Source organism: Aestuariibaculum scopimerae (assembly GCF_059428085.1).
The window spans coordinates 894,971-920,099 of record NZ_CM182089.1 but is presented as its reverse complement, the minus strand read 5'-3'; the positions used below and the strand labels follow the sequence as shown (position 1 = coordinate 920,099).

Genomic DNA, 25,129 nt, shown 5'->3' with positions numbered 1-25,129 from the left:
TTACAGATTAAATTTATACCCAAGTGCAAAATCTATGGGGAAGTTACCAGTGTTGGTCATAAATATGGCAAACAGTTCATTATAAGTTAAGCTTATAAAACTGTGGTCGCTTATTCGAATGTCCGATCCCAATCCAAAACTAAAAGGGACATGGAACAAAGCATCTGTAACAACAGAAGTAGCATTGTTAGCTATGGTAAATGTTTCTTTTGTAAAAGTATAGGTGGCAAATTGCAAATTGCCATAAATATTGAATGTAGCTTGGTTAATAAATCGGTATCGATACCCTAAGGCCAATTGTGTTGCACTGTATTTAACGGTTGCATTATTCTCAAAAGCATGTTCCACACTAAAATAACCAGCTTGCTTTGGTTTGGGGACTTTGGCTAAAAACTCTAGTTCGGCCAATATAAAAGGGGTTTTGTCGTTGGCACTGTTTTCTACATAGGGATGGTTTGTAATGCCGCCAAAAACGGCCAGTCTAGATTGTATATAGGCTTTCTCGCCTGTGTACATATAGCGTTTTGTGCCATTGGAATTATAGGCTTTAATAAACTGTTTTAAACTATAGCGCCCAAAGTCGACTCCTTTTGTAGACATATTAGAGCCTTTGGTTAAATTACTTAAAACAGTTTGGTATTCCCTTAAATAGCTTTGGCCTGGCTGCTTTGTATTTAATAGTTCGTAGATGGTTTCGTTTTGGTCTTTAACAAAAAACCGATACCCATCAGCCGTTTTATAGGTAAGGAAATCTAAATCACCAGTTACCTCTTCTTTAAGCGTTAGCGTTTCACCATTAATGGTATATTGTTCTTGTGCTATGGAATGAAGCGTACCAAAAAGAAGTGTCACTAATATAGGCAATAGGTTTTTCATTCAGCTTAAAGCTTTTGGGATGTATGTAAAACTAATAAAAATAAATGAAACACCCATGCCCTAGTTTTTTAGTTAAAAGAAGGGGTTGATAGCACAAAAACTTACCGTTTATAAGTCCTGCCTTTCCATTTGTAACCTGTAAACAAGGATGCTATAGCAACATAAACACTAAAAAAAGGATAAAGGATAAACCCAAAGGCATAAAACTTTAATACAGCCTGTTGTTTAAAAAATTGGGATGCTTTATAAATTAAAAATAAATCAATATTGAATTTAATGATTACTATATATAATAACGTGTTGACTTTAAAAGCCCCAATGCTGGTAAGCAAGATAATAGAAAGCACAAGTATATTCATAAGTAAAACAAGCAGCCCAGTAAGTTTGCCAAACCCATTATGGTACGCACTGGTTTTTGCAGCCCACCGGATACGTTGAGCCAACAAATTTCTCCAAGATGTTTGGGGTTGGGTAGTAACAATAGCTTGATCGCTTTTTAAATAATGGATACGCTCAGGATATTTATTTACAGCCTTTTCAAGAAAAAAAATATCATCACCACTAGCAGTATTGGTATTCCCCTCAAATCCGTTGAGTTCATAAAACAAGGTCTTTCTGTATCCAAAATTCGCACCATTACACAAAAAGGGTTTGTTAATACCAAAACCGCCAGCAGTAGCACTTTGCAGACTTAAAATATCAAGTAGTTGAAAGGTGTTTAAAAAACTGTTTTCCATAGAGTAGGTTACAGGAGCAACAATACATAGGGCATCTGTTTTTTGCAAGTATGCATCAAAAACAGTTAGCCAATAATTAGGAAGCATACAATCGGCATCAGTAGTAATAATCCATTCGTGTTTTGCGTGTTTTATGGCCGTCGTAATAGCATCTTTTTTTGGCGAAGGCGTAAGGCGCTCATTTTTAAGTATTGAAATATCAAAGGGTGCCCTTATGCTGTTTTTAATAATTTCAAAAGAAGCGTCGCTAGAGTCATCATCAACAAAAATAACCTCAAACAGGTGGTTTGGGTAATCTAATTTCTGTATAGAGGCTAACAGGGCGTTCAAATTTTTAGACTCATTCCTAAAGGGAATTATAACAGAAAATGTAGTTTTGGCCGTGGTTTTTTTTAACGTAAAAGGTTGTGTTTTATTAAAGCCAAAAACAAAGCTTCCAATAAGAAGTAAATATAGTACAGTAATTATAACGCTAACAAAAACCATAATTAAGTCATTTCTTTAGGGAAGTTAAACCGTAATACGTAAAAGCTGCCAAGCATGCTGGGTAATACAAAATTAAAAAGCCACATTATAGTGGTAATAGAGAAAATAACCAGCGGATTAACCCCAAGAAAAGCAAATAGATACACCGCTATGCTGCCTTTAATAAGTACATCAAAAATAAAAATAACAGGTAGTATAGAAGCCAGCAAATACATAGACGTAATAGGTGCCATTGCCATAAAATAATCCATATTTACCCCAAACATTTTAAGCAAAAAATAAAATTGAAAAGAAAAGACCAGATACCTAACCACAGAAAACCCAAACCCTTTAGCCAAAACGCCCAAAGGATAATTCAATAAAAAGCGCAAAGCTTTCTTGAAAAACGACCCTTTAAAAAACAAGCTGACAAAAACACCAAAGCCCATAAGCCCAAGCAGAATCAAAAACATATGGTTTGGTTTAAAGAGAAAGTTGCCTGCCGTATATTTCGAAATAAAAAGTTGCAACCCAACCACACCAAAGAGAAAAGTTACCATCATTTGTAAAAGGTTGCCAATCAAATTAACCAATACAATATGTTTTCTATAAGCTTTAGCATAGTATAAAGCTTTGGCGCCATACTCACCAATTCTATTGGGGGTAATTAAAGAAACAGTTAAAGCGCCCAAACTTTGTTCTACGGCATTACTTAAACTAATTTTTTTTGTGGGACTAACCAAATACTGCCATTTTAAGGATTCCAAAAACCAATTAAAAAGACTTAAAAACGTCAAAAAAGCAACTGTTTTTAACGAAAAAGCCTCTGTTTTGCTTAAAAATAGATTAAAATCGTATAAATTAAGGTTTTCGTTGTGCCTTAGTTTTTGGTAAATAAAATAAAAAGCACCAATAACAAGACCTATTTTAATAAGTACAAAAAAGATTTGTTTAGTTTTGTATGGCAACGAATACGTCATAGTAATATAGTTGCAAATTAAATCAATTATACGGTATGATTTCCATTTTAAAAATTAATAAAGTAAAAACACTGGTAGCAATCCTTCTATTTAGTGGTTTTATGGGGTTTTCTCAAGGAGATACCAGTACGTTTAAGGCACAAGTAGCATTAGGTCTTAACAGTCCGTCCCAAGATGGTTTTGTAGGTAGCTTTAAGGGTAAAACATATAATTTCCCAACCGTTAGCTTAGGCTTACAATATATGTTCAGGCCCAAATTAGGAGCTAAATTAGATTACAGTTTTAGTAGAATATCCAATGAGGATAATACAATAGAATTTAAACTAAACTACTCACGTGTTAATCTACAAGGGGTTTATGATCTTTCCAGTATTATAAATGTTTCCAACCGCTTAGGATTGTTTTTACACGCTGGGCCGGGGTATACATTTATAAAACCCTTGGGGAATTATACCGAGAATAAAAATTCATTTTTTAATGCCTTGGCTGGGTTAGAGGTCCATTATGGGGTATCAGATAACCTGTCCATTTATTTGGACGCTTCCTATATTATGGGTTTTGATGATGATTTTAACCCGATAACAGATGGTTATGGTTCCTTTAACGGTAACCTTTTAACCATAAGCATTGGCGCCTCCATTTCGTTGAGCGGCTGTTACTATTGTGAACAAAATGACTAAAGAAAAAATTATTTTAGGAATAGATCCCGGCACAACCATTATGGGTTTTGGGCTTATAAAAGTTATAGGTAAAACCATGTCTTTTATTCAGCTTAACGAACTCGATTTAAAGAAGTACGACGACCACTACCTAAAATTAAAACTAATTTTTGAACGCACAGTAGAGCTCATAGAAACCCATCACCCAGATGAAATTGCCATAGAAGCGCCCTTTTTTGGTAAAAACGTACAAAGTATGTTAAAACTGGGCAGGGCACAAGGAGTAGCTATGGCAGCAGGTTTAAGTAGAGAAGTGCCCATTACCGAGTATTCCCCAAAAAAAATAAAAATGGCCATTACAGGAAATGGAAATGCCAGTAAAGAACAAGTTGCCAAAATGCTACAAAATTTGTTAAAATTAAAAAGCCTACCTAAAAATCTTGATGCTACCGATGGTCTGGCTGCAGCCGTATGCCATTTTTATAACGAAGGAAAGGTTGAAGTAGGTAAAAGCTATACCGGATGGAGTGCCTTTGTTAAGCAAAATGAAGATCGAATAAAAAAATAATGGCAGGAATATATATCCATATTCCGTTTTGTAAGCAGGCCTGTTATTATTGCGATTTTCATTTTTCAACATCCCTAAAAAAGAAAACCGATTTAATTACGGCACTAATAAAAGAATTGGAATTACGCAAAGGCGAATTTAAAAACCAGTCTGTAGAAACTATTTATTTTGGCGGCGGCACACCTAGTTTGCTTACCAATAAAGAATTGCAATTGCTAATAAATACCATATACAAACACTACACTGTAGAAAACACTCCCGAAATTACTTTAGAAGCCAATCCAGACGACCTATCAAACACACGCATCAAAACCCTGGCTAATACGCCTATAAATAGGTTGAGTATTGGCGTACAGTCGTTTTTTGAAAACGATTTAAAGCTCATGAACCGCGCCCATAATGCCCAAGAAGCCAAGCAATGTTTAGAGGAGGCCACCAAGTATTTTAACAATATATCGTTGGATTTGATTTATGGCATTCCAGGAGCAACCCATAGCCAATGGGAGCAAAATATAGAAACCGCATTAGCTTTCAATATTCCACACATATCTAGTTATGCACTTACAGTAGAGCCAAAAACCGCTTTAGATAGCCTTATAAAAAAGGGGGTAATAAACAATGTGGATGACGAACTAACCCAAGAGCAATATCAATTACTGGTAGAAAAATTAGAAGCAAATGGATTTGTGCATTACGAACTGTCCAATTTTGGAAAACCAGAATACTTTAGTAAAAACAATTCGGCTTATTGGCAAGGAAAACCCTATATAGGTATTGGTCCATCGGCACATTCCTTTCAAGGCAGCCAGCGCAGTTGGAATGTGAGAAACAATTCAAAATATATCAAATCAATACAGCTTGGCATTTTACCTGCAGAAAAAGAAACCTTATCAACTACCGATAAGTACAACGAATATGTTATGACCGGGTTGCGCACAATCTGGGGGGTGTCGCTAAAAAAAGTTGAAGAAGACTTTGGTGCAGATTATAAAAATTATCTTTTAAAGCAGGCACAAGGGTATATTAATCAACAATTATTGTATATTAATGGGGATAAGTTATTAGTAACAAAAAAAGGAAAATTTTTAAGCGATGGTATCGCCTCAAACCTATTTAAAATTAATTGAATTTTGATAACAACCATAGAGTGCAACTCCAAAAAGTATAAAATAGATTTATCGCAAGCTATAGATATATCCATACCCCTTAAAGCATCCAAGAGCAATGTAAACGCTTGGTATTTAGAAGCACCAACAATAAAACCTGTACAGTTTGACGATTGGACAGGAAGCGTAGAAGCCGGTGCTTGTATTAATTTTAATAACATCAGTTTCAATCCACATGCACACGGCACCCATACCGAATGTGTAGGGCACATTACCAAAAAAGTACATTCAATAAACAAAAACCTAAAGCAGTTTTTCTTCTTGGCAGAAGTCATTACCATACCGCCAGAAAAAATAAATGGCGATTTTGTAATTTCCAAAAAGCAGTTACAATATGCATTAGACAGCAAAAAACGAGAAGCCATTGTAATTCGTACCTTGCCCAATACCAAAGAGAAGCTTTCCCGACAGTATTCCAATACCAACCCGCCCTATTTGCAGGAAGCAGCAGCCACATACCTTAAAAATAAAGATGTAAAGCATTTACTTATTGACCTGCCTAGTGTAGACAAGGAAAAAGATGATGGCGAATTGTTGGCCCATAATGCATTTTGGAATACCAAAGGAAAGCTTAGAATGGATGCCACCATTACCGAGTTTATTTTTGTACCCAATAAAGTAGAAGATGGCACCTACTTTATAAACATACAAATAGCCCCTTTTGAAAACGATGCGTCTCCCAGTAAGCCCATTCTATACAAAATTATTACATGATGAAGTACATTTTAAAACTAGAAGAATTGGGAATGTTCATTTTGGGAGTGTATGCGTTTAGTTATATGCCCTATAGTTGGTGGTTATTTTTAGTGTTGTTCCTTACACCCGATATTAGTATGTTAGGCTATCTTGTAAATTTAAAAGTGGGAACTTTTACGTACAATTTTTTTCATAATAAAGGCGTGGCAGTAGCCATTTATTTAATAGGGATGTCCTTGCAAAATAATATTTTACAGTTAGCAGGAATTATATTGTTTAGCCATGCCGCTTTAGATAGGGTGTTTGGTTATGGATTAAAATATGCCAGTTCATTTCGCCACACACATTTAGAAAACATAGACAATCCCAATTGAGAATAAATATAGAGCAATTAAGAGATTACTGCATAAAAAAGCAGAGCGTTACAGAAGATTTTCCTTTTGATGAAAATACAATGGTATTTAAAGTATTTGGAAAAATATTTGCCTTAGTGCCACTAGAAAGCTGGGAAGCTGGTAAACCCACCCTAAACTTAAAAGCTGATCCAGATTATGCCCAAGAACTGCGTATAGAATACAGTAGCATACGCCCTGGATTTCATATGAACAAAAAACATTGGAATACCTTGTATATATATGAAGACCAGTTACAAGCCCACCTTATTTTTAAGCTTATAGACCATTCCTATGCTATGGTAGTAAAAGGCTTGCCCAAAAAGACTAGAGACAAGTTAATTTAACTAGAAAAGACTTACATGGTGTAAAACATAAGCTTTTTTATTGTATATTTGGTTATAGCAATATATATAATCACTTCCTGTTTTTATAATAATAGTACCAGTACCAACTGCCCTAAGTATTTTTTTTGAGCCCTAATCAATTAAGTAGCATTTAATAAATGACTAATATACTAACTCAAAATTTTTACAAATTATGAAAACAACCAATCAATTATTTGCAGCTATTGTAATGGTAGCATTATTATTTAGTACTGTATCTTTTTCACAAGATGCACAAGCCCCCAAATATATTACAGTAACAACCATGTATTGGGACACAGATAGTGACATGACCGGAGAGGAATGGAGAGCTGTCGAAAAAGAATACATGGAAAAAGTAACCAGTAAAAATGAGCACATCATTCATGCTGGATTTTACACCCATTTACTGTCTCCAAACAGTAACGAGGTTATCTATGTGCAATCCTATCCAAGTTGGGCAGCCATAGAAGAAGCATCTGCAAAAGATGGTGAACTCGAAAAAGCAGCTTGGCCAGATGAAGAAGCTAGAAAGGCCTTTTTAGATAAAAAAGGATCGGCCTATTCCATGGATCACTCTGATGAGATTTATGCTACCCTACCCGGTGCTGTACCCATGAAAGAGGAAGCTACAAAAGACATGATACTTTATGTAAGAACCAATATCATGGCATTTCCAGAAGATGGTAGTGGAGAAGAATTTACAGACTTTATGAAAAAAATGCAGAAAGAGGTTATTGGTAAAAATGATTACATTAAGGGGTACTATCCACACATCCATGCTTGGGGATCCAACAGAAAACAAATGGTAGAAGCCGTAATGTTAGATTCTATGGCAGATCTAGAAGCCATGTTTAACAAGAACCAAGAATTATGGAAAGAAGCTTTTACAGAAGAAGAAAGTAAAAGCTTTAGAAAATATGTTGAGAGCCATGGCGATGCAGTATACACAGCCATTAAGCTATAACATAAAATAGCACAATATAAAAAAGGGTACCAAGCGGCACCCTTTTTTTATTTTAACATAGAGCTTGTATAGCCTTAAATTAAATGTATTTTTGCCAAATAAAAAACAAAAACCATGAGTGTACTGCAAAGCTTGAAAGAACGAAGTAATAACACTTGCGAATTATGTGCTTCCAGTAAAACGTTATCACAATATACAATTCCGCCGTCAACAAATGAAAATGTAGATAACAGCCTATTGGTTTGTGATGTTTGTTTAAGCCAAATAGAAGGCCATTCAGAAATGGATCCTAACCATTGGAGGTGTTTAAACGATAGTATGTGGAGTGAATTTATAGCCGTACAAATCATGGCTTGGAGAATGTTACAACGGTTGCGTAATGAAGGGTGGCCCAAAGATTTGTTAGATATGATGTATTTAGATGATGAGGCACTAAACTTAGCAAGGGCAACAGGCGAGCATGAGGACGAGTCAGCCAAAATAATTCATAGAGATGTTAACGGTGTAATTTTACAAGCAGGAGATTCTGTAGTATTAATAAAAGACTTAAAAGTAAAAGGCTCAAGTATGGTAGCCAAACAAGGTACAGCCGTAAGGAATATTAGGTTAGATAACGAAAATGCAGAGTATATAGAAGGTAAGGTAGATGGGCAGCAAATAGTAATTATAACCAAGTACGTTAAAAAAACCTAAGCAGGTTTTAACAAGACGTATCAGCAATAATCTTTCAGGAACCATTAATTTTTTTAAACACCAACATAAAAAAACCTGTAGCATTTCCAGCATCACGTTTAATGTGGTATTCGCCCATTACATAATAAGCACCATCATTTATTTTGGTAATCGTATCAATCTTAAAATTTAATTTTCCAGTATGCTCTTTACTGGGGTATGCCTTTTTATAGTTCTCCAAAGTGTTTTCCCAGCCATAAGTAATACCATTGCGGCCATAAAATTTAAGTGAATCGCTTTTCCAATAACCTTCCATGTAGCCCTCAATATTGTCTTTAGACCAAGCCAACCTTTGGGCCTTTAAAACAGCATGAATGGCCTTAATATCATCTTCCTCTGTAGTTTGCGAATACGAACAAATAGCACTAAAAAAGCAAAGTAACAAAATGAATTTTTTCATAAATAAAAAAGGTATTATGTTAGGATGGAAGTAAAAATAGCGAAAACTAACATTAAAAAGTATCATTCATCAGATAAAATAGTACTTAGCTTTTTTTAACCCAACTAAAATTAGATTGGTCGAAAAAACAATGTTAATATAAGATAAGTTTTATATATTTATCTCGCCTTAACTAATTAATAGCCCAAATTTATTGTTTAATCATTTCAAATTGCTTAATTATGGATCTTAAAATTACCAGTTGCAACAACTTTTATAAAATAAAAGGGAGTTTAAATAAAGGCAATCTAGCAGTATTCCAAAACGAATTCAAGAACATTTTTCATCGAGTTAACACCTTAACCATTAGCGTAGAAGACTTAGTGCAAATAGACCATCATGGCGTTAAAGCCCTATCAGAACTTCATAAAGAATCCATAATAAAAAACAAAAGTTTTTCCATAATAGGTTCAGGTTGCAAAGCGCTTTACGATCATTTTAAAACAGAACTAGCAGCCTAAAGCGCATTTTTTTGATGCTTCAAAAACGCATCAGCCTGAAGCTGTAAAAGTTCCCTCGCTTTTTTGCGCTTATATGTATAAAGTTCATCCTCATTTTCAAGATCGCTATAAATACGATCGTTAATGGCAAAATCAGCTTTTAACATCGCTTCGCGTTGGGTTTTGTTTTGAAGCACATGCGCTTTAAGGGCCGCTTCTTCATTTTCCAACTTAAAGTCGTAAGCCCCTTTAGGCGACAGCAATTTGGCAAATATGGGCGAAGTTTCAATCGCTAAAAACAGTAAGAATATAAAAAAAGAAGGCAGCCAGGGCAGTTGGTTAAGAGCATTTATACGGGCCATTAAGCCATCAAACCCATCAATAATAGGTTGAGTAGTAGTTACTTTATCTTTAAAAGCAGTTTGCAATTTGGCAATTTGGGTTTCTAAAGCCTGTATCTTAGCATGGTTATCTGTTTTTAATTGTTGCAAATCGGACAAAGCAGCATCATGCTTATCGCGCTTCTCCTTATAAACAGGACCCTTACCCAAAATTTTGGTGCCAGCCGTACCTTCCGCCTCACTAATATAAGTATCATAAAGCGTATTTACCTCTAGCTCCTTAGTTGTAATTTCAGATTGTAGCGCTTTAATATCGCCCTCTAATGCCGCAATATCAGGAGTAAACTGTTCAGCTATTTGCGATTTGTTGGCAAGTGTCAAAGCATTTTTCTGTTCCAGTAATACCCGGTCAATTTCCTTTTCAAAAATCTTTAGTTCCAAAGGTTTGGCAATAACAACGGCAATAATGACAGCCAAAATAATTCGGGGAGTAGCTTGAATAAGCTCATCAACAAAATGCCCCGTCTTTTTAATAGTCGATACAATATAACGGTCTAAGTTAAAAATGAGCAAACCCCAAATAAACCCAAAGAAAACAGAAGTAAAAATGTTGTTAAAAACAGTGTACAGCGCATAACTGGCAGCAATAAAAGCCATAACAGCCGTAAAGAAAACTGTAGCGCCAATACCAGCATATTTGTTTTGTTCACCTTTAGAGCAGGTGTCTAGAATATCAGTATCCGCCCCAGAGCATACAATAAAAAATTGTTTTAACATAACGATTGGTTTTTTGATTGATTGACTATTAGAACGTCAAGATTATCAAAATGTTACATAGCAGCATAAAAAAGAACTACTGATTTCTAGACCGCACACTCTCAATAATAACCGTTGCTAAAATTAGCATACCTCCCAAAAAAGTATTTAGAGAAGGTATTTCATTTAAAAAAATAAAAGCGATAATAATACCAAAAATAGGCTGTGTACTATTAATAATACTGGCAGTACTAACTGTAAAATGCTTTAAACTGTTAACCAACATAGTATGCCCAATAGCTGTAGTTAAAAACGCCAGCATAATTACATAAGGAAACTGCGTTACAATACCAGAAGAATCCATAAAAAACAAAGTAGGGGCCAAAACCACCGATAGCACTGCAATTTGATAAAACATCACACTAGTACCATTATAAGTATTAGTCAATTTTTTAGACATAATATTGCGTAAAGCATACAAAAGCGCCGAGAGCAAACCAAAAAGCACCCCTTGCAAGTAAGTGCTTTCCAAATCAAATTCAGGAGCAAGAATATAAATTCCCAAAAGCACCATTAAGCCCAGAACAATATACATAGGGTCAAACCTAACCTTAATAAACAAGGGCTCTAAAAGAGCCGTTAAAATAGGGTAGGCAAACAGCGAAAGCATACCCATAGCAACATTAGAAAGTTTTAGGGCATAGAAATAAGTAATCCAATGGGCACCCAAAAACAGGCCACTAACAACAGTAGCGGCCACATCCTTATTAGAATGTATTTTAAGACTAAACTTTTTGTACCTACAAAACAAGAACAAGGCCACGCCACCCAAAGCACAGCGCCACCAAATAATAACAGGCGTGGGCATATCAATAAAACGCCCCAAAGCCCCCGAAGTACTTATAAAAAGTGTAGCCAAAGTAAGTTGAATAAGGTGGCTAGTATGCTGGTTCTTCATCAAATAGCGCCTTGTATTATTTACTTAACTCTGTAAAATATTTATAAAACAAAGGAATTGTTTCAATACCCTTTAAGTAATTAAAAATGCCAAAGTGCTCATTGGGCGAATGGATGGCATCACTATCCAAGCCAAAGCCCATTAAAATAGTTTTACTGTGCAGTTCCTGCTCAAATAGCGAAACAATGGGAATACTGCCGCCACCTCGTTGCGGTATAGGTGCTTTACCAAAAGTGTCCTCATAAGCATTAGCCGCCGCTTGGTAGCCAATATGGTCAATAGGCGTTACATATCCTTGTCCTCCATGGTGGGGTGTAACCTTAACGCTCACACCCTTAGGAGCAATATTGGTAAAATGCTCCGTAAACAACGTCGTAATAGTTTCCCAATCCTGGTTAGGTACCAAGCGCATCGATATTTTAGCATAGGCCTTACTGGCAATAACCGTTTTAGCACCCTCGCCAGTATAGCCGCCCCAAATACCATTCACATCCAAAGTAGGGCGTATAGAATTGCGCTCATTAGTCGTATAGCCAGCTTCGCCATAAACAGCTTCAATATCCAGGGCCTTTTTATAATCCTCGAGGTTAAAAGGTGCTTTAGCCATTTCAGCTCGTTCCAAAACCGATAGCTCCTCAACCATATCATAAAACCCAGGAATCGTAATATGGTTGTTTTCGTCATGCAAAGACGCAATCATCTTAGCCAAAATATTAATAGGGTTCGCAACAGCGCCCCCGTACAATCCAGAATGTAAATCCCTATTAGGGCCTGTAACCTCCACTTCAACATAGCTCAAACCACGTAAGCCCGTAGTAATAGAAGGCACATCATTAGCAATCATGCCCGTATCAGAAATTAGAATAACATCATTCCTCAACTTTTCCTGATTGTTTTTAACAAAAATCGCCAAATTAGGGCTGCCAACCTCTTCCTCGCCCTCAACCATAAACTTCACATTACAGGGCAATTGCTCAGTACGCGTCATAAACTCCAAAGCCTTTACGTGCATATACATTTGTCCCTTATCATCACTAGCACCGCGTGCAAAAATAGCACCCTCAGGATGCAGGGGCGTAGTCTTAATAACAGGCTCAAAAGGCGGGGAGTTCCATAAATTCATTGGGTCGGGTGGTTGTACATCATAGTGGCCATAAACCAAAACCGTAGGTAAGTTAGGGTCTATTATTTTCTCACCATAAACAATAGGGTAACCAGCCGTTTCACAAATTTCAACAATATCGCACCCAGCCTGCTCCAAAGTCCTTTTAACAGCATCAGCCGTCTTTAAAACATCCTGCTTATAGGCCGAATCAGCACTAATAGATGGGATTTTCAATAAATCAATAAGCTCATCAATAAATCTGTTTTTATGTTCCTTAATATAAGATTCAATAGTATGCATGAAGTATAATTAGTTTAGATTTCAAAAGTATAAAAAAAAGAAGGTTTTTCTGGTTTAGAAGTTTGCAATTTAAAAATCTTGTTTATATTTGCATCCCGATATTTATCGGGCTTAGCGGGCGTGGTGGAATTGGTAGACACGCTAGACTTAGGATCTAGTGCCGCGAGGTGTGGGAGTTCGAGTCTCCCCGCCCGCACGATATAAAGAAAAAAGCTTCTCAATTTTGAGAAGCTTTTTTTATTCTTAATGTCCCGTCCTGAAATAAGTTGACACAAAAACGACTTATTATGAATATTAAAGAGATAGCACTCTCACGCTCTTGTAGATTGTTAGGGATAAGCAGGCAAGCGGTTTATCAGGCACAAAGGCGAAAACATGCGCGAGCCAAAGTTCTATCGCAAGTTAAGCCTTTAGTATTGTCCATACGCAGGGACATGCCAAGAATAGGTACACGTAAGCTATACTATCTGCTCAAGCCAGAGTTTGATAGCTTGGGGATAAGAATAGGGAGGGATGCCTTATTTGGTTACCTGAAAAGTGAACATTTACTTATAAGGCCAAAAAGGAACTATACTAAGACCACTAACTCAAAACATTGGCTCAAAAAGCACCCTAATCTTTTAAAAGAGATTGTGCCACAAAGACCAGGACATGTATTGGTCAGTGACATTACCTATGTGAAAAGTAGAGAACGAACACATTATTTGTCCTTGGTAACCGATGCTTACAGTAGGATGATAATGGGTTACAAACTAAGTGACGATATGGGTACTGAGAATGTGGTGAAAGCCTTTAATATGGCAATCAGACAATGACAACATCATAAAGAGCTGATACACCACTTTGACCGTGGGTTGCAATATTGTGCTTCGGTATATCAAGATGCCCTGCAAATACATAATGTAAGACCTTTCATGACAGATGGATACGACTGCTATCAAAATGCACTGGCAGAACGGATAAATGGTATTAAAGCAAGAATTCTTAATCCATAAATGCAACAGTGGCAAAGAACTGGAACAGTTGGTGAGAGAATCCATAGAAACCTATAACAACAAAAGGTCCCATTTGAGCCTTAATATGAAAACACCTAACTTTATACACAATAAAAAACCAAAGAAGCTAGCTTCTCTGGTTTGATTTAATTTTATTAAAAACTGTCAACCTATTTTAGGACGGCTCATAAGGAATCCTTCTGTACAAATGTGTTTTCTCTCTTTTGGCTCGTGTTACAACCAACCAAACTTAAAATAATAAGAAGTAAAAAAATGTTTTTCATGGTCTAAATGTATTTATTAATAGCATAGCCTATGGGTAAAATTGTATCAATAAGAAGTAATTTTGTTTAATTGTTCCGATTTTAAACTAAAAAACGTTTCATTAAACCATTATCAGAAGTACTTCTAAAAGTTTATGGCAAGATTCAAAGCTTTATTGCTTTTTTCCACATTTTCAAGGGCATCATCACCCAAAGTAGTCCATCTGTCTTTTCTATACACCGAAAACAACAAAAACAAAATAGGCTTCATCTGTTCCCCCAGCGTGTCCCTTAAAAATCTAAAGGCTTTGGATATTTGTCCTTCCACGGTCTTGACAGAAATCCCCAGTTGACCGACAATCTCGGTATTGGTGAGCCCGTCTTTTTTACTCAAAATAAAGATCTCCTGGCAGCGTTCGGGCAGGCTTTCAATAGCCTCAAACACCATTTTAATGGCCGTTTCAATCGAGGCATCGTCATACTCGCGTACAATAGCATCCAAATGTTCATAATAGCGCTCTTCTGCTTTCAGTACGGTGGTGCGGTTGCGGTAAAAATCTAAAAACTCATTAAAGACGACCGTTGTAAGTTGATGCCTAGTTTTTTAAAACATTCGTAGGAAAATGAGACATAGCTCATTCCGTCAAAATGATTTTCCATAGCATGACTTTGGTCCGTGAGGTTAGGGCTGAGCATTTCGTGCAAAGGACGGTTGCTGCCTAATAGACAAAGTAAAAATCCTTTTTTTATTTCATCTGTAAACCCTTCGTTCTCCGTTAGATATTTGATGTCGAACAAATCCCTAGGGTGTTGCCTGTCCAAAGCAGCACATATTTTACCCCCATAAAGTTGGCTAAATGGGGCTACATCAATGGCACAAAATGAAACATATTCATCTTGGACTTTTTTCACAAAGCATCATTTCCTTAGTGCCATCGATTACACTCCTGTTCGCCTGATTGACTTCCAGTTTTATTTGTGCTTTTGGGGTTGAAATAAGGAGTTTAAGTATTTTCTCCTGAAGGGAAATATGCGTTTCGGGAATGGCGGCTTCGATAATTGATTTTATTCGGTTTAGGGCTTCAGCAATATGTTTCTGAAGTATCCCTGTCTTCGATGGGTACATAAGTTAAGTCGACGTCCACAGACAGTCTGGGCATGTCCCTAATGAATAAATTGATGGCTGTACCGCTATGTAAAGCAAAACATTTTTCCTTCGCCACCAATGATAACACCTTTAATAAAAGGGATACCTGGATCTTATATACATTTCTGATCTCCATTAAGTTTCCAATTCTTTGGGTACGGTTATATTGTATTTCGGTATATAAATCCCATCCTTCAGAAGTGCCCGTTTTCCGCTGCCCAAATCTATTTTTTCTGTCTTTATGTAGTTGAACCAATCGTGATTTGCCTTTTCGGCCATATATAAAAACAATCGTTTTACTTTTACGGAACTACCCTGTTCAAGCAAGGTTTGTACGTGGTTTGGCCTTAGGTTGTTCAATCCCTCCATAAGTTCGTAGGATTCTAAAAAAGAATGGATTTTTGGGGTTAAATAAAAACATTCCAAGATAGCCCTTTCCGGGTTTGATATTTTTATGGAAAATGTTTTTTGCTCTATAGCGGACAAATCTATACCAGAGGGAAGAAAAGAGGTGTTTATTTGCTCTATTTTATATCCCCAATCATAATCTAAAAACCATGTTGGAAGCTTACTGCCACTTTTGCAGAACAGGAATATTTTTTTCACGTTAAAGTGCAAATAATGAGCCCTTCCGAGTAGGGATAGAGCCGTTCTTCCTCCAAGATGCACGCTCAGTCCAGATTGTTCCTGTAATGCATATAGAGCACCTTCATACCCTGCTTTTTCACCGGTTCTTATCATAGCCCCTGAGCCTATAGAGGTCAACCAGTCGCTTTCTCTGTACTTTCGTAACAGGTCGTGACTATAACCTTGCTCAACAAGCTATGAGGATAGGAACACCACTCCAGATGGTTGGGACTGTAATAATTGGTTTATTTTAAATCCTTTTTTAGTACTCATGGTACGAATTAAGTAAATATTTCAAACAAAATACAAATATTTGCCACTTTATTGCAATAGTGGTAGTTATTGGATTTCCAATTTCATAATCCGTTCAGCACATTCCCCCCATTTCGAGAAAAGCTGCATTCCGGGCAAAGAGCTTCATTGAAAAGTCTTGGACACCATCCTCAATTTCTCCTTTCCATTCCGTTAACCTTTTCCAATTATTATATTTAGATAAACAGTTAATTATTTATATATGTTCATATCTTCATTATAAATAGGACTTTCTATTGCTAAGAAATTTAGGATACTGTGAAAAACATGATGTTGTGATAGTGTTTCGTTTGACTTCAGTTTTTTAGAGCCATCTGACAACCATATTATAAAAGGAATTTCCAATTGTTGCTTAGGTGCAAAAGTTGCTGGTACTCCATGCATGTACAAATTATATTCCCCTAAGGATTCACCATGGTCAGAAACGAACAGCATCGTACTGTTGTATTCCTTTAATCCCTTTAAATCCTTAATTAAACTTGCAAGTATATAATCTGTATAAACAATGGTATTGTCATAGGCGTTTACGAGTTCCTCATGGGTACATTCCCCCAGTTTAACACTTTTGCAAACGGGCACGAACCTTTCAAATTCAGGTGGGTATTTGGTATTATACGATGGCCCATGACTGGTACTTGTATGTAAAACAACTAATATTTTATCTTTTTTACTTGCTAAAATTTGCTCTTTTAAACCTTTTAAAAGAATCTCATCATAATTACAATCTTCACCCTTAAACATTTCTTTTAAATCCTCTTTTTTTAAATAACTTTTAATATGGACAGGAGGCTCTCCCCAATTTGTGGTTCTCCAAATGACTTCGACATTATTTCTGTATAAGTAATTAGGCAAAATCTCATAAAGCTTACCAGAATTTGTGTGTTCCAATATGCACTTGACACCTGCTGTGGTATAAGTAGCACAAGCTATTGAATTAAAATTGTGAACATTTTCTATTTTAGACAATAAAGGGTTGGTGAGTTTTTCATACCCATAAAGAGAAAAGTTTTCACTTCTTGCCGATTCTCCAATGACTAAAACCGCAATAGACTTTATATGGTCCTTTATTTTCGCATTGGGCAATAAAATCTCTTTTTTATTTTCTTTACTCTTATAAATGTAGAATCTTGAGATATTTACCATATAGGACCAAGGCATTGCCAAGGCACCTAACTTGGTTGAATTTTTATCGATCCATCGCCAATTGCCACCATTAATAAAAACAAAAACGACAAGAAAAAGCAATGTTAAAGAAAAATTAATTAAAAATCTCTTGGAGGTTTCTTTAATAATCTTAACCTTAATTATAAAGATTACAGGGATAAGGCCTAATAAAACTAAATACAGCATCAATCGAAAAGAAAAGAAACTGCTGGCTTCTTCGTAATTGGTATTCAGAATATTACCAATCATTGTAAGATCTATAATGACGTGATAGGTATTTGTAAAATAGGCAACAATTGCATTGACGATGAAAAAGAAAATCAATAAAACTTTTCCAACAAATCGAGAAAGAAAAAATATAAGATATAATACAAAAGTATTTGCAACCAACATTGCAATGACCAAAGAGACAATAATGGTAATACCGCCAAAATTTTTATAATCGAGAGCATTGAAGACGTACTTAAAGAAAGGATAGTGAAATAATAAAAAGTTAGCAAAACTTGCTATGGATACAAAATGAATTAATCTGACACTGTTTTTTAACATATTCTACATCAGAATTTCAATGATAATCCCAATCCATATTCTCTTCCATTATAAAAAGGCATAACAATTCCAGTTGTTTTTTCTTTGTCCTTGAAAAATGTCTTCTTCATCCATGGATGCACCCAATAAGCAATTTTGGTACTTAAAATTCCAATTCCAGCACCTGCCGCGATATCGTTAAGCCAATGCTTTTCGTTGTATATTCTAAAAAGGCCAGTACCAGTAGCGACAAGATATCCGGTAATACCATACCAAACCGATACATCTTTATATTCTTGATATAAAAATTCGGCACCCATAAAAGCTGTGGCCGTATGCCCTGAAGGAAACGAATTTGAAGAAGATCCATCCGGTCGGGTAACTTTTGTAGTCTTTTTTAGGATGCTTACAGAGCCACCCATTAGGAGATATGCCGTTGCCAAAACAATGGTCCTATCTTTAAAATTGTGTTTTCCTTGTATGCCTATCGCATTTAAGGCATATACAGATAAAAACGGACTGTACTGAGAAAAATCGTCGATGTTTAATTTCTTATCATCATAACCTCTCAAATCATATTTTGCACTGGTATTAATATTTTTTAAAGAAGGGTTTGTAAGGCCAACAACACCATATCCTATTAAAGCAGATGGAATTATAAGCGACTTGAATTTGAACTCATTCGGTTTTTTGTTTTTTATTGAGTCAATTGAAACGTTTTGCCTGAGAACCTTTAAGTTTGTTGAGTCAATTGAAGTGCTTTGTCCGTTAACCTGTAAAATGGACAAGAATAGAAAAAGCACAATGATTATTTTATTCATTTTAGTTTATTTAAATTAGTGACTTTATTGCCACCCTGTCAATCCAATAAAGGATAGCCTAGGCAGTGTTTGATTTGTTGCTATTAACCAAGCTAGGGAGTGATTTTATACATATATTTTAAGTGGTCTCGCCTAAATCAGTTCTTTAGCCAACACTGCTCAAAAAATTCCAAATAAAAGTTTCCTCCAGAAATTGTTTTACCGTAAGGGGCTTTCGACCTAATAGTTTTTCCATTTGCGTACTGTCACTTTCCAATTCTCCGTGTCTTGTAGCTGCGGCAAAACCACCAATCATTTTGGCACATTTCTGAGACATCCCTTGATCAATCACTGTGTTTAGAAATATATCTAGAACAGGGCTTAAATAGGTGATATTTTTCCCTGTAATCTGAGAAATATACTCTGCAATCTCTGAAAATGAACAACTATCCCCAGATACACTATAGGTCTTATTATTGTGTCCCGTTGAGAGTAGGACCTTGGCGGCCGTTTCCGCCATTTCACTTCGTAGCGCAAGGCCTATTTTCCCATTACCTGCTGGCAGGTGAATACCATATTTAAAAATGTTCTTACCCAAAAATGAAGGCAAGAGGTCCATATATACCCCATTGCGCAATATGGTATAGTCCATGCCACTTCCTTTAATGGCATTTTCGGTTGCCAGATGTGAACTTAGGATAGACTCAATAAGGGAAAAATTTACCTCCTTATGCTCCTGGCTTGTGTAAAGCATATACTTAACCCCGGATTCCACAGCCGCATTTACAACTTGAATATGCTGCTCACCACGGTTTTCCAATTCATTACTTGAAACAAAAAGTAGTTTGTCCATACCGGAAAAAGCCTTCAATATCGAATTATAGTTATTATAATCGCCGAATACCACATTTACGTTCAAGGACTTTAATTCATCAACCTTGGTAAAATCCCTTACCATGGCATAAATCAAACGTTCATTCACCCCGCTCTCGATCAATGATTCAATAACCGCATACCCGTAGTGACCCGTAGCTCCCGTTACTAGTATTTTATCTTTTTTTGTCATTTGTTCATTCATTTTTTAAGTAAGCTTTCCCCATAGGCATTAAAATTTGTAGGTTAAACCTATGGTAGGGGTGCTTTCAATAAAGCCTGAAGAAATTCCTAACTTCTTTTTCTCATCATATTGTTTGGTGAATAAATAACTCATTCCAACACCTATCGCAGCACCCGCTAGCACATCCATACCATCGTGCTTGTTTGCTTTGATCCTTGTATACCCAACATATCCTGCCAAGAGGTAGGCAGGAATGCCATATTCCCAACCGTATCTTTTTTGCACAAATGCAGCACTGGCAAATGCGATAGAAGTATGACCAGATGGAAAACTATTGTTGTTTTCTCTATTCGGCCGCTCTTTGTTTATGGCCAGTTTTAAACCATACGTTAATGCAATAGTGCCAGTTAAGGCTTTGGAAAATTGATAAGTTCCTTTTTGACCATCTTGCCAAATGAATGTAGAAACCAAAGCCAAAGCTGGCATGGCACCAAGTAAAACATCTCCTGCAATTTTATGGGTGTTTTGGGATGATGTCAGAGGCTTCACCTGCCCATGTATTAGTGATGCACTTAAAAATAGAAGTATAACCATAGCTTTTAAACTGTACATGCTTCCCTGAAAAATTGTGAGTTTGCCCATTCGTTTAAGTTTATGTATATGGATAGAGTATATTTTCGACAAGGACCACCAACTCTTGGATTTCCACCTCACTGGTGTTCACTGCGACACAGCCCTCGTTGTAGGGTTTGTATTTTTCTGTGTCCGAAACTGAGAATAGGCCAATGGTAGAGGTAAGGGACGAGCTGGCTAAGTGCATAACTCCGCTATCGGGTCCAATAAAAACATCTGTATTTGCGATTATGGCCGCCAATTCCCTTATATCATTGGAATACAAAGCAGGGGCCCTGAAACCAATCTTGGAGCTGTTTTCTTTTGGAAGTATTTCAATGATGTTTGCGTCTGGTAATGCTTTCCGTAAGTGTTCATATAGATCAAGCCACCATTTTCCTGTACCAGTGGTATTTGGGTATAAACAAATAATCGGTTGTGTGTCTTGTACGATGTCATACACCAAACTGCCGCCATGTATCAGTTCATCATTGGCAAGCCTCAAGTCCAAGCTTGCCGGCATCGCATCATTTGGATTGACCCCTAAATTGGGCAAAAACTCCCTCAAGGAGTAGATGATTTGTTTTGCAATATGTCTTTCTCTTTTAACCATTTCCACATCGCCTACAAACTTGAACCTTGCATTTGAAATGCCCGCGAATAATCTTCCACAACAGGATTCTGTGACGGCGTTTATGGCCAGGTCATATTTCTTGCTTCTGAACCGTACCAATTTGCTCATGTACTTTATGGGATTTTTGAAGGGATTCAGCGGAAATGCTATAACATGGTTGACATTATCATAATTTTGAAACAATTGGATGGCGCAGGAATGGTTGACCAGCAGATCGATCTCGCTATTTGGGAATGTGGATTCCAACTCCTGAACCAAAGGTGAAAGCAACAGTAAATTTCCTAATCTGTGATTAGGTCTACAAATTAGGATACGCCTTATTTCATCATTATTACTGATTGTTTTACCTATCTTGTTTGTAAAACAACCTGAAAGATGCCTAAATGCTTTCCTCTTTATAGCATTGATGAATTTTTTTGGATCCATTTATAAAATTTTTGTATTAATATCCCTACATGTTTATCGAATTCCCTCGTATCTTCAAACAAATCTGTCTGCGGAAAATGGCTGGAAAAATAGAGGTGGTTCGGGATACGTATTCAATCATCAATAGTTCCAAATACGCATTTTTGTCCCTTAAAACCACCTTATATCCTATTGCTGTTCAATCGTATATGATGTAGTATCAAATTCACCTAGCCTAAAATATCCCAATACTTCCTCATTGGGATCATTGACATTGTTACAGTTTCCTTTTAACTGTACAGGGGTGGTTGGAAAAGGCCCGTTTTCATCACTTCCAGATTGTTGAATCAATATGTTTAAATAGTCATAATACCGTTGTGAAATACCATACACATTAACACCTACAGTTACTCCAGCAACATAGTTTTCATTATCGTTCTCAATAAAATTTTCGTTGCCATCTGTAAATTCATCGCTAATCACAGCAAGGGACGGTATTGGTAAATTGGACGGAATAAATTCGCCTAAATAATAATTTTCAATAGCTCCGGGGTCGTCAAAAAATACTTGAAGCTGAATTTCCGAGTCATCACCCGAGCCTTCTATGGATTGCTCAATTCGATTAATATCAGGTGCTGCAATTAAGGTTTCGGTTGCTGTATAGGAGGTGCCGTTGTATAGTATTTCCAAAGTATACGATGTGTTTAATTCCGGAACAAAATCGGTTGCTGTATAACTACCATTATTCTGGTCGGCAAATACAACTATTGACCCGTCGTTTTCTTTGGTTACTGTTACTGAAGCACCCGTAACAGGGACATCTGGATTGTTAGCAAAAAAAGCGGTTGACTCTCTTAGATTAATGGTTTGTGTTTCTCCCAAAGTACCTTTTTGCCAGTTAATAGACGCATCAACCACCAATCGTGTGCCGCCGTTTGGGACATTAACATTTATGACATCGGTACATGAGTTTAATAATCCTATTATTATAAGGAGTACCCCTAATTTGTTAGATATATTTATTTTTTTCATTGTTTTAAAATTTAAAGTTGTAGGTTACTGAAGGAACAATACCAAATATGGAAGTACGAGTGGCCTCAGTTACGCCTGTCTTTTGATTTTGACCAAAAGAAATAGAGGCTGCATTACTTCTGTTATAAGCGTTGTATATACCGAACACCCATTCGCCTTGCCATTTTCTGTTTTTATTTTTTCGAGGTGTCAGGGTTGCAGAAAGATCTAGTCTGTGATAAGCCGGCAAACGGTCTGCATTCCTTTCAGAATACGTCGCTACGGATAATCCGTTGTATATAAACTGTCCGTTAGGATAGGTAACAGGTCGACCTGTTTGGAATACCATATTAGCTCCAAATCGCCATTTTTCGTTGAGTTTGTAACTACCAGTAAATGAAAAGTCATGGGTCCTGTCCCAATTAGAGTTATACCATTTACCGTTGTTGATGCCCAATCCGCCTGCTGCTCCACCAGGAGTGCGCTGTTGTGATTTCGACAAGGTATATGCCACCCAACCTGTAAAATCACCTTTGTTCTTTCGTACTAAAAGCTCCAATCCATAGGCACGGGCTTCACCAGATAAAATTTCGGTTTCAATGGTGTTTTGGGCTATAAGTTCTGCGCCATTGATATAATCCACCCTATTGTCAATGGTTTTGTAGTAGGCTTCGGCTTCAATGGAAAACATATTTTCCTTGAAATTTCTGAAGTAGCCTACAGCATATTGGTCTGCAATTTGTGGCTCAATAAACTTTCCGCTAGGTGTCCAAACATCTAATGGCGTGGCTGATGTGGTGTTGGAAATTAAATGCAGGTATTGAGCCATTCGGTTGTAACTTGCTTTCAAAGAAGACTTCTCGTTTAACTGATATGAAAGTGCAAACCGAGGTTCTAAATTATTGAAGGTGGCTATGCTTTTTCCTTTACTGTAATTGGTATTGGAAATAGGGTCAGCACGCTCATAAATGCCCAATTCTTCGTTGTAAACTACTGGTGAATTATTAGCGTAATTGTTTAAGGTTTGCTTTCCTAGTCGATTGAAGTAACTGAAACGCAAGCCATATTGAGCGGTGAGCTTATCAGAAATTTTATGTTCTAAACTTGCATACACTCCAGTTTCTAGCGCAAATTTGTCGTCTAATTTCTCTGGATTAACACCCGAATTTGCATCTAAAGGATTGAGTTTTCCTGGATTAAAATTGTAATAAATACCACTTACTCCAAAATCAAATTTTAATTTATCGCTTGCATAATACCCTAAATCATAGCGTATATTATAATTGCTGATATCCGACTTCCAATCAATTCCTTCAATGGGAATTTCCAGGTTGTAATTATATCGACTGTATATTAAGGATGTATTGGAGAATAACTTGTTATTGAAAATATGGTTCCATCGCAAGTTTCCTGAGAGGTTTCCGTATGAATTCGTGAAAATTCCTTCTAGGTCAAAGTTATCATTGCCTAAATAACCAGATAGATAGAGCCTGTTCTTCCCGTCGATTTCATAATTTGTTTTCAGGTTTAAATCGTAAAATCCGGCTCTACTATCTTCACCAGCTAAGGCTAAGAATATATTGGCATAAGCAGCTCTTCCAGCCATTAAAAACGAACCTTTGTCCTTAAACATGGGCCCTTCCGCAGCGAAACGACTGGAAATAGCACCAATTCCGCCAGTGAATTCATATTCTTTACTATTCCCGTCTTTTTGACGTATATCCAGCACTGAAGAAGCTCGCCCTCCAAAACGCGCAGGAATACCTCCTTTATAAAGTTTAACATCCTTAATGGCATCCGCATTGAATACCGAGAAGAAACCAAACAAATGGGAGGCGTTGTAAATAATGGCTTCATCCAAAAGAATTAGGTTTTGGTCTTCTGCACCACCGCGTACATTGAAGCCCGATGCACCTTCGCCGGCGTTGGTAACACCTGGCAACAATTGAATGGATTTGATCAAATCTACCTCACCCAGAACAACAGGTATCTGTTTGATAGCCTTAGTTGAGAGTTTTGCCACACTCATTTGTGGTGTTCGAAGATCTACTTTCTTTGATTCTTCAGCTGTGATGACTACTTCATCTAATTGAGCGGCATCTTCTTTGAGCTCAATGTTGAACTCTTGGTCAGCGCTAAGGGTTATAGCTCTTTCAAAAGATGTAAATCCTAAATAGGAAATGGTTAAGGTATAATTACCTTCAGGTGCTGTGATAGAATAAAAACCATATTCGTTGGTCGTGCTTCCAATAGAAGTACCTTTTAAAAGGACAGTTGCCCCCAAGAGTGTTTCACCGTTGGCAACATCCTTAACGGCACCACTAACTGTATATTTTGTTTGTGCAAAAAATAATACTGGACACAACATCATCACCATAAATAAGGCCTGTCTTTTTCTTGACCTAAAGGGTTTTAATTGCTTTGTTTTTGTCATAATTACTAAAAATTTTAATTGAGGTTTTTATTCAACGGGGACAAAATTAGACTAGGCTCCATAGAGACCAAAATGAAGTAGGTTTCAAATCCGCTTTCAGTACCTGTTTGTTACCAGAAAAATTTTAATATCCTGATTATTAGATTTTTGGATTTTATTGGTTATTTAGTTTTAAAGGTTCTAAATGCGCTTTTCGCA

At 36.6% G+C, this 25,129-nt stretch carries 28 protein-coding genes, 1 tRNA gene and 2 pseudogenes; 11 read left to right on the top strand and 20 right to left on the bottom strand.

Annotated elements, in window-relative coordinates; all coding sequences use genetic code 11:
- From AC5SR4_RS04025 to AC5SR4_RS04015, 3 genes are all read right to left on the bottom strand, one after another.
- Positions 1–876 (bottom strand): hypothetical protein, encoded by an 876-nt coding sequence (locus AC5SR4_RS04025; RefSeq protein ID WP_495358250.1) that lies wholly within the window; start codon positions 874–876, stop codon positions 1–3.
- Between the two features lie 101 nt (positions 877–977).
- Positions 978–2,099: a glycosyltransferase family 2 protein gene (locus tag AC5SR4_RS04020; RefSeq protein WP_495358249.1), complete on the bottom strand. Its 1,122-nt coding sequence runs from the start codon at positions 2,097–2,099 to the stop codon at positions 978–980.
- 2 nt (positions 2,100–2,101) lie between these two features.
- Positions 2,102–3,058, bottom strand: coding sequence for a lysylphosphatidylglycerol synthase domain-containing protein (locus tag AC5SR4_RS04015; RefSeq protein WP_495358248.1), 957 nt, complete (start codon positions 3,056–3,058; stop codon positions 2,102–2,104).
- A gap of 35 nt (positions 3,059–3,093) precedes the next feature.
- Between AC5SR4_RS04015 and AC5SR4_RS04010 the strand changes: the two genes are divergently transcribed.
- From AC5SR4_RS04010 to AC5SR4_RS03975, 8 genes are all read left to right on the top strand, one after another.
- Entirely contained in the window at positions 3,094–3,738 is a 645-nt protein-coding gene (locus tag AC5SR4_RS04010; protein WP_495358247.1) for an outer membrane beta-barrel protein, read from the top strand.
- Positions 3,731–4,285, top strand: a complete 555-nt coding sequence (ruvC, locus tag AC5SR4_RS04005) for a crossover junction endodeoxyribonuclease RuvC (RefSeq protein ID WP_495358246.1) — start codon at positions 3,731–3,733, stop codon at positions 4,283–4,285. The genes AC5SR4_RS04010 and ruvC overlap by 8 nt, the downstream gene beginning before the upstream one ends.
- The gene (gene hemW, locus AC5SR4_RS04000; RefSeq protein ID WP_495358245.1) at positions 4,285–5,412 is read left to right on the top strand and encodes a radical SAM family heme chaperone HemW; all 1,128 of its coding nucleotides are present in this window, start codon (positions 4,285–4,287) and stop codon (positions 5,410–5,412) included. Before ruvC ends, hemW begins: the two co-directional genes overlap by 1 nt.
- A gap of 3 nt (positions 5,413–5,415) precedes the next feature.
- Complete coding sequence (locus tag AC5SR4_RS03995) at positions 5,416–6,165, top strand: cyclase family protein (protein ID WP_495358244.1); 750 nt, start codon at positions 5,416–5,418, stop codon at positions 6,163–6,165.
- Positions 6,162–6,521 carry a DUF4260 domain-containing protein gene (locus AC5SR4_RS03990; RefSeq protein WP_495358243.1) on the top strand — a complete coding sequence of 120 codons (360 nt, stop codon included), beginning with the start codon at positions 6,162–6,164 and terminating at the stop codon, positions 6,519–6,521. The genes AC5SR4_RS03995 and AC5SR4_RS03990 overlap by 4 nt, the downstream gene beginning before the upstream one ends.
- 2 nt (positions 6,522–6,523) lie before the next feature.
- On the top strand, positions 6,524–6,886 hold the full coding sequence (locus AC5SR4_RS03985) for an MmcQ/YjbR family DNA-binding protein (protein ID WP_495359155.1): 363 nt from the start codon (positions 6,524–6,526) through the stop codon (positions 6,884–6,886).
- A 193-nt stretch (positions 6,887–7,079) separates the two neighbouring features.
- Positions 7,080–7,871: a hypothetical protein gene (locus tag AC5SR4_RS03980; RefSeq protein WP_495358242.1), complete on the top strand. Its 792-nt coding sequence runs from the start codon at positions 7,080–7,082 to the stop codon at positions 7,869–7,871.
- A gap of 114 nt (positions 7,872–7,985) precedes the next feature.
- Positions 7,986–8,564: a PhnA domain-containing protein gene (locus AC5SR4_RS03975; RefSeq protein ID WP_495358241.1), complete on the top strand. Its 579-nt coding sequence runs from the start codon at positions 7,986–7,988 to the stop codon at positions 8,562–8,564.
- Between the two features lie 34 nt (positions 8,565–8,598).
- Here the strand turns inward: AC5SR4_RS03975 and AC5SR4_RS03970 are convergent, their stop codons facing one another.
- Positions 8,599–9,003 carry a DUF4440 domain-containing protein gene (locus tag AC5SR4_RS03970; RefSeq protein ID WP_495358240.1) on the bottom strand — a complete coding sequence of 135 codons (405 nt, stop codon included), beginning with the start codon at positions 9,001–9,003 and terminating at the stop codon, positions 8,599–8,601.
- A gap of 221 nt (positions 9,004–9,224) precedes the next feature.
- On the opposite strand from AC5SR4_RS03970, the gene AC5SR4_RS03965 reads away from it, so the two are divergent.
- A complete protein-coding gene (locus AC5SR4_RS03965) occupies positions 9,225–9,503 on the top strand; it encodes a hypothetical protein (protein WP_495358239.1) in 279 nt (92 codons plus the stop codon).
- Here the strand turns inward: AC5SR4_RS03965 and AC5SR4_RS03960 are convergent.
- The 3 genes from AC5SR4_RS03960 to AC5SR4_RS03950 all read right to left on the bottom strand — a co-directional run bounded on the left by AC5SR4_RS03960 (position 9,500) and on the right by AC5SR4_RS03950 (position 12,942).
- The gene (locus AC5SR4_RS03960) at positions 9,500–10,600 is read right to left on the bottom strand and encodes a DUF4407 domain-containing protein (RefSeq protein ID WP_495358238.1); all 1,101 of its coding nucleotides are present in this window, start codon (positions 10,598–10,600) and stop codon (positions 9,500–9,502) included. The two genes, AC5SR4_RS03965 and AC5SR4_RS03960, sit on opposite strands and share 4 nt — an antisense overlap.
- Before the next feature lie 76 nt (positions 10,601–10,676).
- Entirely contained in the window at positions 10,677–11,537 is an 861-nt protein-coding gene (locus tag AC5SR4_RS03955) for a DMT family transporter (RefSeq protein WP_495358237.1), read from the bottom strand.
- Positions 11,538–11,553: 16 nt separating this feature from the next.
- A complete protein-coding gene (locus AC5SR4_RS03950; protein ID WP_495358236.1) occupies positions 11,554–12,942 on the bottom strand; it encodes a dipeptidase in 1,389 nt (462 codons plus the stop codon).
- A 114-nt stretch (positions 12,943–13,056) separates the two neighbouring features.
- Here AC5SR4_RS03950 and AC5SR4_RS03945 point away from each other — a divergent pair.
- Positions 13,057–13,138 (top strand) — tRNA-Leu (locus AC5SR4_RS03945).
- A gap of 103 nt (positions 13,139–13,241) precedes the next feature.
- Positions 13,242–14,082, top strand: a pseudogene (locus AC5SR4_RS03940) (IS3 family transposase); the annotation flags it as partial.
- A 263-nt stretch (positions 14,083–14,345) separates the two neighbouring features.
- Here AC5SR4_RS03940 and AC5SR4_RS03935 read toward each other — a convergent pair.
- The 13 genes and pseudogenes from AC5SR4_RS03935 to AC5SR4_RS03875 form a co-directional block, all read right to left on the bottom strand.
- Positions 14,346–14,732, bottom strand: coding sequence for a sigma-70 family RNA polymerase sigma factor (locus AC5SR4_RS03935; RefSeq protein WP_495359154.1), 387 nt, complete (start codon positions 14,730–14,732; stop codon positions 14,346–14,348).
- 26 nt (positions 14,733–14,758) lie between these two features.
- Complete coding sequence (locus AC5SR4_RS03930) at positions 14,759–15,112, bottom strand: nucleotidyl transferase AbiEii/AbiGii toxin family protein (protein WP_495358235.1); 354 nt, start codon at positions 15,110–15,112, stop codon at positions 14,759–14,761.
- Positions 15,093–15,326, bottom strand: a complete 234-nt coding sequence (locus AC5SR4_RS03925) for a hypothetical protein (RefSeq protein WP_495358234.1) — start codon at positions 15,324–15,326, stop codon at positions 15,093–15,095. Before AC5SR4_RS03925 ends, AC5SR4_RS03930 begins: the two co-directional genes overlap by 20 nt.
- On the bottom strand, positions 15,283–15,483 hold the full coding sequence (locus tag AC5SR4_RS03920) for a nucleotidyl transferase AbiEii/AbiGii toxin family protein (RefSeq protein WP_495358233.1): 201 nt from the start codon (positions 15,481–15,483) through the stop codon (positions 15,283–15,285). The genes AC5SR4_RS03925 and AC5SR4_RS03920 overlap by 44 nt, the downstream gene beginning before the upstream one ends.
- Positions 15,483–15,953, bottom strand: a complete 471-nt coding sequence (locus tag AC5SR4_RS03915) for a type IV toxin-antitoxin system AbiEi family antitoxin domain-containing protein (RefSeq protein WP_495359153.1) — start codon at positions 15,951–15,953, stop codon at positions 15,483–15,485. The genes AC5SR4_RS03920 and AC5SR4_RS03915 overlap by 1 nt, the downstream gene beginning before the upstream one ends.
- A gap of 18 nt (positions 15,954–15,971) precedes the next feature.
- A pseudogene (locus AC5SR4_RS03910) lies at positions 15,972–16,157 on the bottom strand (AbiEi antitoxin N-terminal domain-containing protein); the annotation flags it as partial.
- A gap of 321 nt (positions 16,158–16,478) precedes the next feature.
- Positions 16,479–17,999: a phosphoethanolamine--lipid A transferase EptA gene (gene eptA / locus AC5SR4_RS03905; protein ID WP_495358232.1), complete on the bottom strand. Its 1,521-nt coding sequence runs from the start codon at positions 17,997–17,999 to the stop codon at positions 16,479–16,481.
- Positions 18,000–18,007: 8 nt separating this feature from the next.
- Entirely contained in the window at positions 18,008–18,799 is a 792-nt protein-coding gene (locus tag AC5SR4_RS03900; protein WP_495358231.1) for a phosphatase PAP2 family protein, read from the bottom strand.
- Between the two features lie 145 nt (positions 18,800–18,944).
- The gene (locus tag AC5SR4_RS03895; protein ID WP_495358230.1) at positions 18,945–19,844 is read right to left on the bottom strand and encodes an SDR family oxidoreductase; all 900 of its coding nucleotides are present in this window, start codon (positions 19,842–19,844) and stop codon (positions 18,945–18,947) included.
- Positions 19,845–19,883: 39 nt separating this feature from the next.
- Positions 19,884–20,477: a phosphatase PAP2 family protein gene (locus AC5SR4_RS03890; RefSeq protein ID WP_495358229.1), complete on the bottom strand. Its 594-nt coding sequence runs from the start codon at positions 20,475–20,477 to the stop codon at positions 19,884–19,886.
- A gap of 10 nt (positions 20,478–20,487) precedes the next feature.
- Positions 20,488–21,507, bottom strand: a complete 1,020-nt coding sequence (locus AC5SR4_RS03885) for a glycosyltransferase family 9 protein (RefSeq protein WP_495358228.1) — start codon at positions 21,505–21,507, stop codon at positions 20,488–20,490.
- A 168-nt stretch (positions 21,508–21,675) separates the two neighbouring features.
- Positions 21,676–22,518: a DUF4249 domain-containing protein gene (locus AC5SR4_RS03880; RefSeq protein ID WP_495358227.1), complete on the bottom strand. Its 843-nt coding sequence runs from the start codon at positions 22,516–22,518 to the stop codon at positions 21,676–21,678.
- Between the two features lie 4 nt (positions 22,519–22,522).
- Complete coding sequence (locus AC5SR4_RS03875; RefSeq protein WP_495358226.1) at positions 22,523–24,931, bottom strand: TonB-dependent receptor; 2,409 nt, start codon at positions 24,929–24,931, stop codon at positions 22,523–22,525.
- Between the last annotated feature and the right edge of the window lie 198 nt (positions 24,932–25,129).